The organism is Actinomadura geliboluensis, from assembly GCF_005889745.1.
Lineage (GTDB): Bacteria > Actinomycetota > Actinomycetes > Streptosporangiales > Streptosporangiaceae > Spirillospora > Spirillospora geliboluensis.
This window is the reverse complement of record NZ_VCKZ01000188.1, coordinates 1-16,820: the sequence shown is the minus strand read 5'-3', so window position 1 is coordinate 16,820 and position 16,820 is coordinate 1. Positions and strand designations below refer to the sequence as shown.

The 16,820-nt window shown below is 73.3% G+C and carries 18 protein-coding genes; 13 read left to right on the top strand and 5 right to left on the bottom strand.

All coding sequences use genetic code 11. The features are described 5' to 3' along the window. Positions 1 to 196 precede the first annotated feature (196 nt). Complete coding sequence (locus ETD96_RS24015; protein WP_138638734.1) at positions 197 to 565, bottom strand: chorismate mutase; 369 nt, start codon at positions 563 to 565, stop codon at positions 197 to 199. Between the two features lie 278 nt (positions 566 to 843). On the opposite strand from ETD96_RS24015, the gene ETD96_RS24010 reads away from it, so the two are divergent. From ETD96_RS24010 to ETD96_RS24000, 3 genes are all read left to right on the top strand, one after another. Then, entirely contained in the window at positions 844 to 1,713 is an 870-nt protein-coding gene (locus tag ETD96_RS24010) for an AraC family transcriptional regulator (protein WP_338072591.1), read from the top strand. 125 nt (positions 1,714 to 1,838) lie between these two features. Continuing rightward, on the top strand, positions 1,839 to 5,369 hold the full coding sequence (gene dnaE, locus ETD96_RS24005) for a DNA polymerase III subunit alpha (protein WP_138638732.1): 3,531 nt from the start codon (positions 1,839 to 1,841) through the stop codon (positions 5,367 to 5,369). Between the two features lie 13 nt (positions 5,370 to 5,382). Beyond that, positions 5,383 to 5,778, top strand: a complete 396-nt coding sequence (locus ETD96_RS24000; protein WP_138638731.1) for a hypothetical protein — start codon at positions 5,383 to 5,385, stop codon at positions 5,776 to 5,778. 19 nt (positions 5,779 to 5,797) lie between these two features. On the opposite strand, the gene ETD96_RS23995 is transcribed toward ETD96_RS24000, so the two are convergent. Together ETD96_RS23995 and ETD96_RS23990 are read right to left on the bottom strand one after the other, a co-directional pair. Next, positions 5,798 to 6,688: an LLM class flavin-dependent oxidoreductase gene (locus ETD96_RS23995; RefSeq protein WP_171069199.1), complete on the bottom strand. Its 891-nt coding sequence runs from the start codon at positions 6,686 to 6,688 to the stop codon at positions 5,798 to 5,800. A gap of 90 nt (positions 6,689 to 6,778) precedes the next feature. Next, positions 6,779 to 7,483, bottom strand: a complete 705-nt coding sequence (locus ETD96_RS23990; protein ID WP_138638729.1) for a DUF6882 domain-containing protein — start codon at positions 7,481 to 7,483, stop codon at positions 6,779 to 6,781. Between the two features lie 128 nt (positions 7,484 to 7,611). Here ETD96_RS23990 and ETD96_RS23985 point away from each other — a divergent pair, with 128 nt between their 5' ends. Continuing rightward, positions 7,612 to 8,229, top strand: a complete 618-nt coding sequence (locus ETD96_RS23985; RefSeq protein ID WP_240808098.1) for a hypothetical protein — start codon at positions 7,612 to 7,614, stop codon at positions 8,227 to 8,229. On the opposite strand, the gene ybaK is transcribed toward ETD96_RS23985, so the two are convergent. Further along, on the bottom strand, positions 8,113 to 8,607 hold the full coding sequence (gene ybaK / locus ETD96_RS23980; RefSeq protein WP_138638728.1) for a Cys-tRNA(Pro) deacylase: 495 nt from the start codon (positions 8,605 to 8,607) through the stop codon (positions 8,113 to 8,115). The genes ETD96_RS23985 and ybaK overlap by 117 nt on opposite strands. A 69-nt stretch (positions 8,608 to 8,676) precedes the next feature. Continuing rightward, positions 8,677 to 9,339, bottom strand: coding sequence for an LON peptidase substrate-binding domain-containing protein (locus tag ETD96_RS23975; RefSeq protein ID WP_138638727.1), 663 nt, complete (start codon positions 9,337 to 9,339; stop codon positions 8,677 to 8,679). Positions 9,340 to 9,517: 178 nt separating this feature from the next. Here ETD96_RS23975 and ETD96_RS23970 point away from each other — a divergent pair, with 178 nt between their 5' ends. The 9 genes from ETD96_RS23970 (at position 9,518) to ETD96_RS23935 (ending at position 16,580) form a co-directional block, all read left to right on the top strand. Continuing rightward, entirely contained in the window at positions 9,518 to 10,330 is an 813-nt protein-coding gene (locus tag ETD96_RS23970) for a PhzF family phenazine biosynthesis protein (RefSeq protein WP_138638726.1), read from the top strand. A gap of 67 nt (positions 10,331 to 10,397) precedes the next feature. Further along, on the top strand, positions 10,398 to 11,705 hold the full coding sequence (gene hisD, locus ETD96_RS23965; RefSeq protein ID WP_138638725.1) for a histidinol dehydrogenase: 1,308 nt from the start codon (positions 10,398 to 10,400) through the stop codon (positions 11,703 to 11,705). Beyond that, positions 11,702 to 12,790 carry a histidinol-phosphate transaminase gene (locus ETD96_RS23960; RefSeq protein ID WP_138638724.1) on the top strand — a complete coding sequence of 363 codons (1,089 nt, stop codon included), beginning with the start codon at positions 11,702 to 11,704 and terminating at the stop codon, positions 12,788 to 12,790. The genes hisD and ETD96_RS23960 overlap by 4 nt, the downstream gene beginning before the upstream one ends. Further along, on the top strand, positions 12,787 to 13,380 hold the full coding sequence (gene hisB, locus ETD96_RS23955) for an imidazoleglycerol-phosphate dehydratase HisB (RefSeq protein WP_138638723.1): 594 nt from the start codon (positions 12,787 to 12,789) through the stop codon (positions 13,378 to 13,380). Before ETD96_RS23960 ends, hisB begins: the two co-directional genes overlap by 4 nt. A 2-nt stretch (positions 13,381 to 13,382) precedes the next feature. Next, positions 13,383 to 13,553 (top strand): hypothetical protein, encoded by a 171-nt coding sequence (locus ETD96_RS44990; protein WP_171069198.1) that lies wholly within the window; start codon positions 13,383 to 13,385, stop codon positions 13,551 to 13,553. Then, positions 13,550 to 14,185, top strand: coding sequence for an imidazole glycerol phosphate synthase subunit HisH (gene hisH / locus ETD96_RS23950; protein WP_205719431.1), 636 nt, complete (start codon positions 13,550 to 13,552; stop codon positions 14,183 to 14,185). The genes ETD96_RS44990 and hisH overlap by 4 nt, the downstream gene beginning before the upstream one ends. A 43-nt stretch (positions 14,186 to 14,228) precedes the next feature. Beyond that, positions 14,229 to 14,948: a bifunctional 1-(5-phosphoribosyl)-5-((5-phosphoribosylamino)methylideneamino)imidazole-4-carboxamide isomerase/phosphoribosylanthranilate isomerase PriA gene (priA, locus tag ETD96_RS23945; protein WP_138638721.1), complete on the top strand. Its 720-nt coding sequence runs from the start codon at positions 14,229 to 14,231 to the stop codon at positions 14,946 to 14,948. Continuing rightward, positions 14,945 to 15,706 (top strand): imidazole glycerol phosphate synthase subunit HisF, encoded by a 762-nt coding sequence (gene hisF, locus ETD96_RS23940; protein WP_138638720.1) that lies wholly within the window; start codon positions 14,945 to 14,947, stop codon positions 15,704 to 15,706. The genes priA and hisF overlap by 4 nt, the downstream gene beginning before the upstream one ends. A gap of 25 nt (positions 15,707 to 15,731) precedes the next feature. Continuing rightward, positions 15,732 to 16,580: an ATP-grasp domain-containing protein gene (locus tag ETD96_RS23935; RefSeq protein WP_138638719.1), complete on the top strand. Its 849-nt coding sequence runs from the start codon at positions 15,732 to 15,734 to the stop codon at positions 16,578 to 16,580. Positions 16,581 to 16,820 lie beyond the last annotated feature (240 nt).

Sequence of the window (16,820 nt, the reverse complement as noted above, 5' to 3'; positions counted from 1 at the left end):
GAACGCGAGCCCCGACATGCCGACGGCGATGCCGACGCCCAGCCCGTCCCGCACGGCGGCGGACCTGCGCGCGCCCTCGTCCGGCGCGCCCACCTCCCCGGTCCCGGTCTCGGTCACGCTCATGGCGTCCACGCTAGGGACGGGCGCGTCCCGCAATCTTGAACGTTCTTGCACCTCTCACCGCGGGGCCCGGCGGTCACCGGTTCTCGGCGGCGTCGAGACCGGCCTCGATCACGGCGGTCATGATGCGGGCGAGCCGGTCGGGCCCGAGCGACGGCGCGTGCACGGCCATCGCCTCGACGATCTGCCGCTCGCGCGCCGGGTCGCGTCCGGCGAAGCCGCCGACCGGCTTGAGCCGCTGGACGGCGGCGGCGACCGCGGCGCGGTGCTCCAGCAGGGTGGCGAGGGCGGCGTCGAGCCCGTCGATCGCGGCCCTGGCCTCGCCGAGCGTGGCGATGTCCCCGGCGGACGGCAGCGCCACGCGCAGCTCGCCGCCCTCCCCTGCCCGGCCGCAGGCCGGGCAGGCCGCGGCGTCCTCCACGGGGTCGATGACCTGGTCGTGCATGTCGGGTTCCCTCTCGTGCGGCGGCCGTTCGCGCAAGGGGGGTCCGTGCCCGGGCCGCTCTGGTCAACAGAAAAGGCAGAGCCCGATGCGGGGCTCTGCCTTGCCGGCTCCGGGGTCGTCGCTCAGGTCGCAGCGGCGGCCGGCTCGCCCGGAGCCGGCCCCGTAAACCTGAAGTGACGACGTTCCACGGACCAGATCGTATGCGGTGACGGCCGGTGCCCGTCAAACGATGGACGGATCGTCTCGCCGGTTGAGACGGCCCGGATAGCATGTCCGATATGGGGGAAGAGGTCGCGCACTATTACCGCCATCCGGCGTTCCCCGAGGTCGACCTGCTGCGCGCCCGCTACGTGACGCACCGGTTCGCCCGGCACGCCCACGACGGCTACGTGTTCGGCGTCATCGACGCGGGCGTCGAGGAGTTCGAGCACCCGGGCGGCGTGCAGCGCGCCGGGACCGGCTCGGTCGTCGTGGTCAACCCCGGCGTCGTGCACGGCGGGCACGCGGGCGCGCCGGAGGGCTGGGCCTACCGGGTGATCTACCCGCCGGTCGGCGTCGTGGCGGGGGTGGCCGCCGAGCTGGGCGCCCGGCCCGGCACGCCCGCGTTCCCGAACCCCGTCGTGGACGATCCCCGCGCCGCCGACCTGCTGCGCGCCGTCCACCGGGCGGGGGAGAAGGGCGACGCGCTGGCGGCGTCCACCCTGCTGCGGACGGCGCTGACCGGCATGCTCACCCGGCACGCCCACGTCCGCGACCACCTGCGGAGCGGCGCGTCCGGCGAGGCGTGGCGGATGCCGCGCGCCGTCCGCGAGGCCCGCGAGATCCTGCACGCGAGCCTCGTCGGGCCGCCGTCCCTGGACGAGCTGGCCGAGGCCGTCGGCACCCGCCCGTTCCCGCTGCTGCGCGCGTTCCGCGACACCGTCGGCCTGCCGCCGCACGCCTACCTCAACCAGGTGCGCGTGCGGGAGGCGCGCGTCCTGCTGGACGAGGGCCTGCGCCCCGCCGACGTCGCGGCCCGCACCGGCTTCGCCGACCAGGCCCACCTGGCCCGCCATTTCAAGCGCACGCTGGGTGTCCCCCCGGGCGCCTACCGTAGTGCCCGCGCGATTGGGCGCGTCGGGGCGCATGGGGCCCCAGAGGAGAGTTAGGCTCTCAGGACCGCGTCCTCCCGGCGGCCCCGCCGGGTTGACGATCTTCCCCCGGGACCGATAGCGCCACCGCGTGCCGCCAGGTGCGCGGGCGGTCGCATGCACGAGCAGGAGGCGCAGCACGCATGGCCGACTCTTTCGTTCACCTGCATGTTCATACGGAGTACTCCATGCTCGACGGAGCGGCCCGGCTGAAGCAGATGTTCGAAGAGGTCGGCCGGCAGAAGATGCCGGCGATCGCGATGACCGACCACGGCAACATGCACGGCGCCTACGACTTCCACAAGCAGGCGACGGCCGCCGGGGTCACGCCGATCATCGGCATCGAGGCGTACATGGCGCCCGAGTCCCGCTACCACAAGAAGAAGGTCCAGTGGGGCGAGCCGAGCCAGAAGCGCGACGACGTCTCCGGCGGCGGCCTGATCAACCACATGACGCTGTGGGCGCGGAACAAGACCGGCCTGCACAACATGTTCAAGCTGTCGAGCCGCGCCTACACCGAGGGCTTCGTCTTCAAGTACGCCCGGATGGACGAGGAGCTCCTCGCCGAGCACGCCGACGGGATCATGGCGACGACCGGGTGCCCGTCCGGCAAGGTCCAGACCCGGCTGCGGCTCGGCCAGTTCGACGAGGCGCTGAAGGCCGCCGCCACCTTCCAGGACATCCTCGGCAAGGACAACTACTTCCTCGAGCTGATGGACCACGGGCTGGAGATCGAGCGCCGCGTCCGCGACGGCCTGATCGAGATCAGCAGGAAGCTGAACATCCCGCCGGTGGTGACGAACGACTCGCACTACACGCACGAGTCCGAGGCCACCGCGCACGACGCGCTCCTGTGCGTCCAGGTGGGCAAGCAGCTCGCCGACCCGGACCGGTTCCGGTTCGACGGCAGCGGCTACTACCTGAAGACGGCGGAGGAGATGCGCGGCATCGACACCTCCGACATCTGGCTGGAGGGCTGCCGCAACACGCTGCTCATCGCGGAGAAGGTCGACCCGGCGGGGATGTTCGAGTACCGCGACCTCAGCCCGCGCTTCCCGGTCCCCGAGGGCGAGACCGAGGAGAGCTGGTTCCGCAAGGAGGTCTGGAAGGGCCTGGAGCGCCGCTTCCCGGACGGCCTGCCGGACGGCTACAAGGAGCAGGCCGAGTACGAGATGGACGTCATCCTCGGCAAGGGGTACCCGTCCTACTTCCTCGTCGTCGCCGACTTCATCATGTGGGCCAAGGAGAACGGCATCCTGGTCGGCCCGGGCCGCGGGTCGGCCGCGGGCTCGCTGATCGCCTACGCGATGGGGATCACCGACCTCGACCCGATCCCGCACGGGCTGATCTTCGAGCGGTTCCTGAACCCCGAGCGCGCGTCCATGCCCGACATCGACATCGACTTCCCTGAAGACCGGCGCGCCGAGGTCATCAAGTACACGACAGAGAAGTGGGGCGCCGACAAGGTCTCCTTCATCGCCACCTTCGGCACCATCAAGGCGAAGGCCGCGATCAAGGACGCGGGCCGCGTCCTCGGCTTCCCGTACGCGCTCGGCGACCGGATCTCCAAGGCGTTCCCGCCGGCGGTGATGGGCAAGGACATCCCGCTGTCGGGCATCTTCGACGACAAGCACCCGCGCCACGGCGAGGCGGGCGAGCTGCGCAAGCTGTACGAGGAAGAGACCGACGTCAAGCAGATCATGGATCTGGCGCAGGGCCTGGAGGGCCTGATCCGCCAGACCGGGGTGCACGCCGCCGGGATCATCATGTCCGGTGAGACGATCACCGACCACGTCCCGATCATGCGCCGGGACGCCGACGGCGCGATCATCACGCAGTTCGACTACCCGACCTGCGAGACGCTCGGCCTGCTGAAGATGGACTTCCTGGGCCTGCGGAACCTGACGATCATCGACGACGCGCTCAAGGGCATCAAGAAGAACAAGGGCGTCGACGTCGACCTGCTCGCGCTGCCGCTGGACGACCAGCCGACCTACGACCTGCTCGCCCGCGGCGACACGCTGGGCGTGTTCCAGTTCGACGGCGGTCCGATGCGGTCGCTGCTGCGGCTGATGAAGCCCGACAACTTCGAGGACATCTCCGCCGTCGGCGCCCTGTACCGGCCGGGCCCGATGGGCGCGAACTCCCACACCAACTACGCGCTCCGCAAGAACGGCCAGCAGGAGATCACTCCGATCCACCCGGAGCTGGAGGAGCCGCTCAAGGAGATCCTCGACACGACCTACGGCCTGATCGTCTATCAGGAGCAGGTCATGGCGATCGCGCAGAAGGTGGCGGGCTACACGCTCGGCAAGGCGGACCTGCTCCGCCGCGTCATGGGCAAGAAGAAGAAGGCCGAGCTGGACGCGCAGTTCGTCGGCTTCGAGCAGGGCATGATCGACAACGGCTTCTCCAAGGAGGCCGTGAAGACGCTGTGGGACATCCTCGTCCCGTTCTCCGACTACGCGTTCAACAAGGCGCACTCGGCCGCGTACGGTCTGGTGTCGTACTGGACGGCCTACCTCAAGGCGAACTACCCGGCCGAGTACATGGCGGGCCTGCTCACCTCGGTCGGCGACGACAAGGACAAGAGCGCCCTCTACCTGTCGGAGTGCCGCCGGATGGGGCTGAAGGTCCTGCCGCCGGACGTCAACACCTCCGAGGCCGACTTCACCCCGCTCGGCGACACCGAGATCAGGTTCGGCCTGTCGGCGGTCCGCAACGTGGGCCACAACGTGGTGGACGGCATCGTCGCCGCCCGGCGGGAGAAGGGCGCCTACACCGACTTCAACGACTTCCTGAACAAGGTCCCGCCGCAGGTGTGCAACAAGCGGGTCGTGGAGTCGCTGATCAAGGCGGGCGCGTTCGACGAGCTGGGCCACCAGCGCAAGGCGCTGCTGATGGTGCACGAGCAGGCCATCGACTCGGTCATCGACATCAAGCGCAAGGAGGCCGTCGGCCAGGACTCCCTGTTCGGCGCGCTGGAGGAGGACGGCGGCGAGGACGCGTTCGCCGTCGCGATCCCCGAGGGCGAGGAGTGGGACAAGACGACCCTGCTCGCCTTCGAGCGGGAGATGCTCGGCCTGTACGTCTCCGACCACCCGCTCCTCGGCGTCGAGCACATCCTGGAGCGCGAGGCCGACTGCGCGATCGCCTCGCTGAACGAGGGGGAGCGGCCGGACGGCCAGATCGTGGTCGTCGCGGGCCTGCTGTCCGGGCTGCAGCGCAAGGTCACCAAGCAGGGCAACTCGTGGGCGATGTTCCAGCTGGAGGACCTCGCCGGCTCGATCGAGGTGCTGTGCTTCCCGTCGTCCTACCAGCTGTGCTCCACGCTGCTCGCCGAGGACGCGATCCTGATCGTCAAGGGCAAGCTGGACCGCCGCGAGGACGTCGCGAAGATCATCGCGATGGAGGTCACCCAGCCCGACCTGACGGTCACCGACGCGACGGGCCCTTTGTCGGTCACGATGCCGCTCGGCCGGTGCACGCCGCCGACGGTGTCGCGGCTGAAGGAGGTGCTGGTCACCCACCCCGGCTCCGCCGAGGTGCACCTGCACATCCAGAACGGGCCGCGTACCACGGTCGTCCGCCGGGACGACCGGCTCCGGGTGGCCCCGCCCCCGGCGCTGATGGGCGACCTGAAGCAGCTCCTCGGCCCGTCCTGCCTCGGCTGACGGGCGCCCGCCGATGCCCGTCCGCTGCTGCGCCGCCCCGGCCCTGACGCGCCTCCTCGTCCTCGCGAACGGGGAGGCGACCCGCTACTCGGTGAGCGGCTGCGCCGCGTGCGGCGGGGCGGTGATCGAGTACTACAACTACGACGACTGGGACACCGGCAACCCGGCCGACTACGAGAAGTACTGGTGGTGGCGGATGGACGCCGCCGACACGGCCGCGTTCCGGGAGGCGATCGCCGCCTGCCCGGCGCCGCTCGACCCGGACTGCCCGTGCGCCGTCCACCGGGCCCTCAAGTGGCGGACGCCCGACCCGCTGCCGCCGTCCAGGGAGACCCCGCACGACACCGCCGAGGTCCCGCGGACCCGCTTCACGGTGGAGGACGGCAAGACCCGCTGGGCGGCCTCCTGACCCGCCGGGCGTCCTGCGCTCAGCCGCCCAGCAGTTCCCGGGCCGCGGGGACGACCTCCCGGGCCCAGCGGCGCAGCTGGGTCTCGCCGGTGTTCTCGGGCCAGTAGACGAACGCGTCGAACCCCGTCCCGGTGGCGAGGTCGGCGATGACGTGCGCCCAGCCCGCCGCGTCCGTGCGGATCGGCTCCTCGCCCTGGAGCCGGACGGTCCCGGGCGCCTCGGTGACGTCGCCGACGAGCTGGGCGATGCGGGTGATCGCGGACGGGTCGCGCCCGGCGTCCTCGGCGGCGCGGGTGACGGTGTCCTGCGCGCCGCGCCACTTCTCGTACGGCAGGTAGTGCGGGATGGGCGCCGCCCACCCGTCCCCGGCCCGGCCGGTGAGCGCGAGCGCCTTCGGCCCGACGGCGCCGATCCAGATGCCGACGGGGTGCGCCGGCGCGGGCCCCGCGTGGACGCCCCGCACCGCGTAGTGCTCCCCGCCGGCCCTGGCGGTCTCGCCCTGCCGCCACATCGCCCGGATGACGTCGATGGCCTCCTCCAGCGCGCGCAGGGCGTCGCCGGCCGTCCGGTCGGGCCCGCCCATGGCGGCGATGGCGGGCCAGAAGGCGCCGGCGCCGAGCGCGAGCTCGAACCGGCCGCCGCTGAGCAGGTCGAGGGTGGCGGCCTGCTTGGCGAGGACGGCGGGGCCGCGCAGCGGCAGGCTCGCCACGTCCGGGAACACGCGCAGCCGCTCGGTGCCGGCGAGCACGGTCGCGATGACGGCCATCGTGTCGCCGAGGTCCGCCGCGTAGGGATGGTCCTGGACGCCGAGCAGGTCGAGGCCGTCGGCGTCGGCGAGGGCGGCCAGGGCGCGGACGCCGTCCAGCCCGGCGGCGACCGGGGCGAGCTGCACACCGAAGCGATAGTCCATGATCAGGAAACTACCGGCGCGGGCCGGAACGCGAATCAGTAGCGCTACTGGTGCGCCCTACAGGTCTGCCCCTACAGGTCAGCCCGCGTGTCAGCCGCCGAGGACGGCGGGGGCCAGCTCCGCGTGCCAGTCGACGAAGCGGCCGAGGCCGTCGAAGGAGGCGCGGGCGGTGCCGCCGCCGGGCAGCGCGGCCTCGGTGACCGTGTCGGTCTGCCGGTAGGGGACGCGGTGGTGGGAGAGCAGCCCGGCGAGCGTCAGCCGGGGCTCGTGCGGGAACAGGCTCGCCGCGTTCGCCAGCAGGCGGGGCAGGGGGACCGGGTCCCAGCGGGCGGCCGGCACCTGCGGGTCGTCGACGTGCAGGTAGGCGGAGCCGCCGTCGTAGCCGGCGCCGATGTAGCCGGCCCCGCCGAGGACGCCGCCGGCGGCCATCGCGATCAGCTCGCCGCCGTGCCCGGCCGGGCCCTCGTACCAGGACAGGTCGACCTCGGGGGTGGTGAACTCGGGGATGCCGAGGCGTTCGCCGAGCGTCCGGATGCCGAGCGTCGGGGCGACCGCCGGGTGGGCGTCGCCGAACTGCGGGTTCGCCCAGCCCCACAGCCAGGTGCGCTCGCGGGCCGCGTAGCTGCCGAGCAGCGACACGCGGACCGTGACGCCGCCGCTGGCGTAGGTGCGGGCGGTCAGGTCGGCGCTCCAGTCCTCGCGCGGCAGGAACTCGGCGAGCGTCTCCTGCTGCTGCAGGACGACGGCCGCGCGCGCGGCGCCGAGGCGTTCGAACGCAGGACTGAATCCGGACATGTCGGGCACATTATCCCAGTAATCGGGGCTGTCGTGGGCGGGAATCGGACACCCTTCGAGAGTCGATCGGCCGAACCGGGCAGGCTAGGCTTTCGCTGTCACGGGACTTACAGCTAGGAGCGTACGAGGTGCGGCGACCCGCCGGGAGGCTCTTCGCGACGAGGTCCTGGCTGACCTGGGCCGTCACCACCGCGATCATGGCGCTGCTGGGCCCGCTCGCGGGCCTGCTGTGGGCGGCCTCCGCCCCCCGGGTGACGTATGTGATCGTGCAGGGTGAGGCGCTTCTGGCCGATCCGGAAGGGCAGGGCCCGATCGCCACCGACGCGCGGTTCGCCCTGATCGCCCTCGTCGCCGGGATCCTGTGCGGCGCCGCCGCGTACGCGGCGGGCGGCCGGGGCAACGACCTCGCGCTGCTGTTCGGCCTGGCCGCCGGCGGGTGCGCCGCGGCCGTCCTCGCCTGGAAGACCGGCCACCTCATCGGGCTCGGCGACTTCCAGGACGCGGTCCGGCACGCGCGCGACGGCACCACCGTCACCGGCGTCGCCGATCTGCGGGCCACGGGCGTGCTGATGTTCTGGCCGCTGCCCGCCGTGGCCGTGTACGGCCTGCTGGAGCTGGCCGTCCGGCGGCTACCCGCGGGCGATCGCGGCGACGCGGGCGCCGGTGAGCCGGATGAGGTCGGCGGGGGCGAGCTCGATCTGGAGTCCGCGCCGACCGGCGGAGACGTAGACGGTCGCGAGCGCTGACACCGACGCGTCGACCACCGCCGGGAGGGCGCGCCGCTGCCCGAGCGGGCTGATCCCGCCGACGACATAGCCGGTGGCGCGCTCGGCGTTCTTCGGGTCGGCCATCCGCGCCTTCTTCCCGCCCGCCGCCGCCGCGAGCGCCTTCAGGTCCAGGGTGGCCGACACGGGCACGATCCCCACGGTGAGCCGCCCGTCCACCTCCGCCAGCAGCGTCTTGAACAGCTGCCCGTACGGGACGCCGAGGGCGTCGGCGGCGGCCTCCCCGTAGGACTCGGCGTCCGGGTCCACCTCGTAGGAGTGCAGCGTGTACTCGATCTTCGCCTTGGTCGCGGCGACGGTCGCCGGGGTGCCCTTGCCGCCCTTGGCCCTGGTGCTCATGGGGAGAGTCTGCCGTGTCCGCCCGCGCCGGCGGGAACGGGTTTCCCCGCGGTGCCGGCTCGGCCGGAGTCAGTTCGGGGTGATCGCCCCGTCCAGGAACTGCCCGGCGGGGATCATCGGCAGGATGTCGAGGATGCGGTTCTCGCGGGCCAGCAGGTCGCGCTCGGCGGCGAGGCGGAGCGCCGCGTCCTCGCACTCCAGCAGGCGCTGCTTCTCGTGCCCGTCCAGGACGAGCGCCGCCGCGATCGCGTACGACAGCGCGACCGGGTCGTCCGGGGGCTCCGGCGCCTCCGGCGGGCCGGCGCCGGCCGCGCCGAGCCGGTGCCGGTACAGCCGGAACAGCCGCCGCACCCGCGCCGCCACCGGCCCGGGATCTGCGCCCGCCTCCTCGGGCAGGAACTCGACCTCGCCCTGCAGGTAGGGCCGCGACCGGTCCAGCCCCTTGATCCGGAACCGCCGGGCGCCGACCGTCACGATGTCGTAGCGGCCGTCGGGGTGCGGGGTCGCCTCGCGCAGCTCGGCGACGCAGCCGACGTCGGCGAGCCGGTGCGCGGCGCCCTCGCCGACCTCGTGGCCGAGCTGGATGCCGACGACCCCGAACCCGCGCGGCTCGGGCCGCTCCAGCAGGTCGGCGACCAGCCGGCGGTACCGGTCCTCGAACAGGTGCAGGGGCAGCACCAGCCCCGGGAAGAGCACGGTGCCCAGGGGGAACAGGGCGAGCCGCTCGGTCACACTCTCACTCCCGCGTCCAGGGCGCCGCCGGGAGGACGCCCCCGCCGCCAGGGTACGTGCATATTGATGATCTTGGTAAGGGGTGTTCTTTCACAGTGTGAAGCCGCTGTCACCGCGCCGGGCCATTCCCGCCGATTGGCCCTGCCGCCGCGCCGGGGCGGCCGGTAGCGTCGGCGCCATGAGGATGCTCGTCGTCGATGCGCTGGCCGACCGCCCGTTCGCCGGGAACCCCGCCGGGGTGTGCCTGCTGGACGGCCCGGCCGACCCGGAGTGGATGCAGCGGGTCGCCGCCGAGATGCGGCACTCGGAGACGGCGTTCGTCCGCCCGGTGGACGAGCCCGGCGCCGACTTCGAGCTCCGGTGGTTCACCCCGCTCGCGGAGGTCGCCCTCTGCGGGCACGCCACGATGGGCTCGGCGCACGCCCTCTACGACACCGGGACCGTCGCGGCGGACCGCCCGATCCGCTTCCGGACGCTCCAGAGCGGCGTCCTCACCGTCACCCGGGAGCCCGGCGGCGAGCTGGCGATGGACTTCCCCGCCGCGCCGGCCGCGCCGGTCGACGTCCCCGACGGGCTCGCCGAAGCGCTCGGCCTGCCGGTCCTGCGCGCCGGCCGCAACGGCCAGAACGACGTCCTGGCGGAGGTCGCCGACGAGACGGCCGTGCGCAAGGCCGCCCCCGACATCCCGGCGCTGGCGCGGCTCGACGCGCGCGGCGTGATCGTCACGGCGGCCGCCGACCCGGGCCGCGGGTACGACTTCGTGTCCCGGTTCTTCGCGCCGCGCGTCCTGCCCGGCGACGCCGAGGACCCCGTCACCGGCTCCGCCCACTGCGCCCTCGCGCCGTACTGGGCCGCGCGGTTCGGCCGCGACACGCTGACCGGATACCAGGCGTCGGCGCGCGGCGGGCACGTCGGCGTCGCGCTGCGCGGCGACCGCGTGACCCTGTCGGGGCGGGCCGTCACGGTGCTCGACGGCACCCTGCGGATCTGAGGACACGCCGCGTCTCGGGAGCTGAGACGATGCGCGGGGGACGGGGCCCACTCCGTAGACTGGACGGGTGATTTCCCGTATCGACCTGCGCGGCTCGCTTCCCGGCGACCTGCGCTCCGTGCTGCCCCGCGCCGAACTCGACGTCGAGGCCGCCCTGGACAAGGTGCGGCCCATCTGCGAGGACGTGCGCCATCGCGGCTCGGACGCGGTACGGGAGTACACGAAGGCCTTCGACGGCGTCGAGCTGGAGAGCACGCGGGTGCCGGTGGCGGCCGTCCACCAGGCCCTCGCCGCCCTCGACCCCGCCGTCCGCGACGCGCTGGAGGAGAGCATCCGCCGCGCCCGCGCCGTGCACCGCGACCAGCGCCGCACCGACGTGACCACCCAGGTCGTGCCGGGCGGCACCGTCACCGAGCGGTGGATCCCGGTCGGCCGGGTCGGGCTGTACGTGCCGGGCGGGCGGGCCGTGTACCCGTCCAGCGTGGTCATGAACGTCGTCCCCGCGCAGGAGGCCGGCGTCGGCTCCCTCGCGGTGACCTCGCCCGCGCAGAAGGACTTCGGCGGTCTGCCGCACCCGACGATCCTGGCGGCGTGCGCGCTGCTCGGGGTGGACGAGGTGTACGCGGCCGGCGGCGCCCAGGCGATCGCGATGTTCGCCTACGGCACCGCCGAGTGCCCCCGCGCCGACCTGGTCACCGGGCCGGGCAACGTCTACGTCGCCGCCGCGAAGCGGCTGCTCAAGGGCGTGATCGGCATCGACGCCGAGGCCGGCCCGACCGAGATCGCGATCCTCGCCGACGACACCGCGAGCCCGGTGGACGTCGCCGCCGACCTGATCAGCCAGGCCGAGCACGACACGCTCGCCGCCGCCGTCCTCGTCACCGACTCGGTCCGGCTCGCCGACGAGGTCGAGACCGAGCTGAAGGCCCAGGTCGCGCGGACCCGGCACACCGAGCGGATCACCGAGGCGCTCGCCGGGCGGCAGTCCGGCATCGTGCTCGTCGACACCGTCGAGGACGGCCTGAAGGTCGTCGACGCCTACGCCGCCGAGCACCTGGAGATCCAGACCGCCGACGCCGCCGCCGTCGCCGCCCGCGTCCGCAACGCCGGCGCGGTCTTCGTGGGGCCGCACGCCCCGGTGTCGCTCGGCGACTACCTCGCCGGGTCCAACCACGTTCTGCCGACCGGCGGGTGCGCCTGCCACTCCTCCGGGCTGTCGGTCCAGTCGTTCCTGCGCGGCGTGCACGTCGTCGAGTACGACCGGGACGCCCTCGCCGAGGCCACCGCGCGGGTCGTCGCGCTCGCCGAGGCCGAGGACCTGCCCGCGCACGGCGCCGCCCTGAAGGCCCGCTTCGACTGGGAGATCCCTTCGTGACCTCGCTCAACGACCTGCCGCTGCGGGACGACCTGCGCGGCCGGGAGCCCTACGGCGCGCCGCAACTGGACGTCCCGTACGCGCTGAACACCAACGAGAACCCGTACCCGCCGTCCGAGCGCCTGGTGAAGGCCCTCGGCGAGGCGGTGATGGACGTCGCCGGGACGCTGAACCGCTACCCCGACCGCGACGCCGTCGCGCTCCGCGCCGACCTCGCGGCGTTCCTGGACACCGACACGCCCGGCGCCGGCCTCACCCGGGAGCGGGTGTGGGCGGCCAACGGCTCCAACGAGATCATCCAGCAGATCCTGCAGGCGTTCGGCGGGCCGGGCCGCACCGCGCTCGGCTTCGAGCCGTCCTACTCGATGCACCCGATCATCACCGCGGTGTCCGGCACCCGCTGGGTGAACGCGTTCCGCGACGAGGACTTCGGCCTCGAACCCGAGCGCGCGGTCGCCGCCGTCGAGGAGCACCGCCCCGACGTCGTGTTCCTCACCTCGCCGAACAACCCGACCGGCACCGCGCTGCCGCTCGCCGCGATCGAGGCGGTGCTGGAGGCCGCGCCGGGCGTGGTCGTCGTCGACGAGGCGTACGCCGAGTTCCGCCGGGCCGGCACCCCCTCGGCGCTGACGCTGCTGGACGGCAACCCGCGGCTGATCGTCACCCGGACGATGTCGAAGGCGTTCGCGATGGCCGGGACCCGGCTCGGCTACCTGGCCGCCGACCCCGCCGTGATCGACGCGCTGCTGCTCGTCCGGCTGCCCTACCACCTGTCGTCGGTCACCCAGGCCGTCGCCCGCACCGCCCTCGCGCACGGCGAGGAGCTGCTCGGCGGCGTCGCGGCGCTGCGCCGCGAGCGCGACGACCTCGTGGCGTGGCTGCGCGGCGAGGGGTTCCGGGTGGCCGACTCCGACGCCAACTTCGTCCTGTTCGGGACGTTCGAGAACCGACGTAGGGTCTGGGAGAGCATGCTCGAACGCGGCGTGCTGATCCGGGAGGTCGGCCCGCCCGAGTGGCTGCGGGTCAGCGTCGGCACCCCCGCCGAGATGGCCGCGTTCCGCACCGTACTGAAGGAGAGTCTGTGACGCGCAAGGGACGGGTCGAGCGCGGGACCAAGGAGACCCAGGTCCTCGTCGAGATCGACCTCGACGGGACGGGGCAGGTCGACGTCGCGACCGGCGTGGGGTTCTTCGACCACATGCTGGCCCAGCTCGGCAAGCACGGATCGTTCGACCTGACCGTCAAGACCGCCGGCGACCTGCACATCGACAGCCACCACACGATCGAGGACACCGCGATCGCGCTCGGCCAGGCGTTCCGGGAGGCGCTCGGCGACAAGGCCGGCATCCGCCGCTTCGCCGACGCGTCCATCCCGCTCGACGAGGCGCTCGCGCAGGTCACCGTGGACGTCTCCGGCCGCCCCTACCTGGTGCACGTCGAGCCGGACGGCATGGCCCCGATGATCGGCCCCGAGTACGACACCACGATGACCCGGCACATCTTCGAGTCGTTCGTCTCGAACGCCCGGGTGGCGCTGCACGTCCACGTGCCGTACGGGCGCAACGCCCACCACATCGTCGAGGCGCAGTTCAAGGCCCTCGCCCGCGCGCTGCGCGACGCGGTGGCTTTCGACCCGAAGGTGCACGGCGTCCCCTCCACCAAGGGGGCCCTGTAGCCGTGGAGATCGGCGACCTGCACTTCACCTACGGCACCATGGCGGTCTTCGCGGTCGCGGTGTTCCTCCTGGCCGGGGTGTACAGCTTCATCAAGCAGGGCATCAAGATCGGCGCGCTGATCCTGCTCGTGCTGGCCGGGCTCGCGTTCGCCGGCGGGGTGATGTGGCTGTGACCCGGGTCGTCGTCCTCGACTACGGCTCGGGCAACCTGCGCTCGGCCGAGCGCGCCGTCGCCCGAGCCGGCGCCGAGGTGACCGTCACCGCCGACTGGGACGCCGCGCTGGACGCCGACGGCCTGGTCGTGCCGGGCGTCGGCGCGTTCGCCGCCTGCATGGCGGGGCTGCGCGCGGTCCGCGGCGACCAGATCATCGGCCGCCGCCTCGCCGGCGGGCGCCCCGTCCTCGGCATCTGCGTCGGCATGCAGATCCTGTTCGCCAAGGGCATCGAGCACGGCGTCACCACCGAGGGCTGCGGCGAGTGGCCCGGTACGGTCGACCGGCTGAACGCGCCGGTCGTCCCGCACATGGGCTGGAACACCGTCGACGTCCCCGAGGGCTCGGTACTGTTCGACGGGCTGGCGGACGCGCGGTTCTACTTCGTCCACTCCTACGCCGCCCGCAGCTGGGACCTGGAGCCCGACCCGACCGGCCGCATCGAGCCGCCGCTGGTCACCTGGGCCGAGCACGGCGACCGCTTCGTCGCGGCGGTGGAGAACGGCCCGCTGTGCGCCGCCCAGTTCCATCCGGAGAAGTCCGGCGACGCCGGCGCCCAGCTGCTGCGCAACTGGCTCGGCACGCTCGGCTGAGAGCACCGACCACCCCGTCCACCAGCATCGATAGGGTTTCCGCATGACTTTGACGCTCCTTCCCGCGGTCGACGTCGCCGACGGACAGGCGGTCCGCCTGGTCCAGGGCGAGGCCGGCACCGAGACCTCCTACGGCGCCCCGCTCGACGCGGCGCTCGCCTGGCAGCGGGCGGGGGCGGAGTGGATCCATCTGGTCGACCTGGACGCGGCGTTCGGGCGCGGCTCCAACCGGGAGCTGCTCGCCGAGGTGACCGGGCGGCTGGACGTGAAGGTCGAGCTGTCCGGCGGCATCCGCGACGACGCGTCGCTGGAGGCGGCCCTGTCCACCGGCTGCGCCCGCGTCAACATCGGCACCGCCGCCCTGGAGGACCCGGAGTGGTGCCGCAAGATCATCGCCTCCCACGGCGACAAGATCGCGGTGGGGCTGGACGTGCGGGGCACGACGCTCGCCGCCCGCGGCTGGACGCGGGAGGGCGGCGACCTGTGGGAGGTCCTCGCCCGCCTGGAGGACGACGGCTGCCCCCGCTACGTCGTCACCGACGTCACCAAGGACGGGACGCTGCGCGGCCCCAACACCGAGCTGCTCCGCGAGGTCTGCTCGCGGACCGACAAGCCCGTCATCGCGTCCGGCGGCGTGTCCTCGCTCGACGACCTGCGGGCGCTGGCCGGCCTGGTGCCCGACGGCGTCGAGGGCGCGATCGTCGGCAAGGCGCTGTACGCGCAGGCGTTCACGCTGGAAGAAGCCCTGGAGGCCGTGAAGTGACCGTGGCCGTGCGGGTGATCCCGTGCCTGGACGTCGACGCCGGGCGCGTGGTCAAGGGCGTCAACTTCCAGAACCTGCGGGACGCCGGCGACCCGGTGGAGCTCGCGCGCCGCTACGACGCCGAGGGCGCCGACGAGCTGACGTTCCTCGACATCACCGCCTCCAGCGCCGACCGGTCCACGACCTACGAGGTGGTGCGCCGCACCGCCGAGCAGGTGTTCATCCCGCTGACGGTCGGCGGCGGCGTCCGGACGGTCGAGGACGTCGACCGGCTGCTGCGCGCGGGCGCCGACAAGGTGTCGATCAACACCGCCGCGATCGCGCGGCCGGAGTTCCTGCGGGAGGCCGCGCACCGCTTCGGGTCGCAGTGCGTGGTGCTGTCGGTGGACGCCCGGCGCGCCGCGGGCACCGCGTCGGGGTTCGAGGTCACCACGCACGGCGGCCGCAAGGGGACCGGCATCGACGCGATCGAGTGGGCCCGCCGCGGCGAGGAGCTCGGGGTCGGGGAGATCCTGCTGAACTCCATGGACGCCGACGGCACCAAGGCCGGCTTCGACCTGGAGATGCTCCGCCGCGTCCGGGAGACCGTGTCGGTGCCGGTGATCGCCAGCGGCGGCGCCGGCGCCGCCGCGCACTTCGCGCCCGCCGTGGCGGCGGGCGCCGACGCCGTCCTCGCCGCGAGCGTCTTCCACTTCGGCGAGCTGACGATCTCCGAGGTCAAGTCGGCGCTGCGCGCGGCGGGCAACCCCGTCCGCTGACCCCCCCGAGCAAGGAACCCCCCGTATGACCATCGCGTTCGCGACCTGCTCGTCGCTGCCCGACGGAAGCGACGACGTCCAGGCCCTGATCGGCGCGCTCGCCCCGCTCGGCGTCGCCGCCGAGCCCGTGATCTGGGACGCCGCCGTCGACTGGTCCCGCTACGACCTCGTCGTCATCCGCTCCACCTGGGACTACACCGAGCGCCGCGACGAGTTCACGGCCTGGGCGGACGCCCTGCCGCGCGTCCTCAACCCGGCCGGAATCATCCGCTGGAACACCGACAAGCGCTACCTGCGCGACCTCGCCGCGGCCGGGCTGCCCGTCGTCCCGACCCGCTGGGACCCCGCGGACGTCCCGGCCGACTGGCCGGAGTACGTGATCAAGCCGGCGGTCTCCATCGGGTCCGGCGACACGGCCCGCTGGGGCCCGGGCGAGGAGGAGCAGGCCCGCGCCCACCTGCGCTCGCTGCGCGACGCGGGCCGGACGGCGATGGTCCAGCCGTACCTGTCCGCGGTCGACACCGCCGGCGAGACGGCGCTGGTCTACTGCGACGGCGAGTTCAGCCACGCCGGGCGCAAGGCCCAGATCCTCACCGCCGGGGCCGGGATCGAAGGACCCGTGCGCGGCGACGCCGCCCGCGGGCAGGTAACCGCCGCGACCGCCACCGAGGCGGAACTGGACGTCGCGAGCCGCGCCCTGGCCGCCGTCCCCGGCGGCGAGGACCTCCTCTACGCCCGCGTCGACCTCATCCCCGGCCCGGACGGCGCGCCGCTCATCGTCGAACTGGAGCTCACCGAGCCGAACCTCTACCTCCAGCACGGCCCCGGCAGCGCCGAACGCTTCGCCAAGGCCATCACCGCCCGGTTGTACTGACCCAGGGGGCGACCCCCTGGAACCCCCGTTGCTGTGTTGGCCCAGGGGGGCGACCCCCTGGAACCCCCGTTACTGTGTTGTTCCAGGGGGGCGACCCCCTGGAACCCCCGTCACGGTCGGCGGGCTGTTTCCCGATCCGCTGGCGCGTCTCGTGAAACAGCCCGCCGACCGGCGGGTCGGGCGGCCTCCGGGCGCTAGGGCGCCCTCCGGCCGCCCGACCCGTGAATGGTGGCTGGGGTT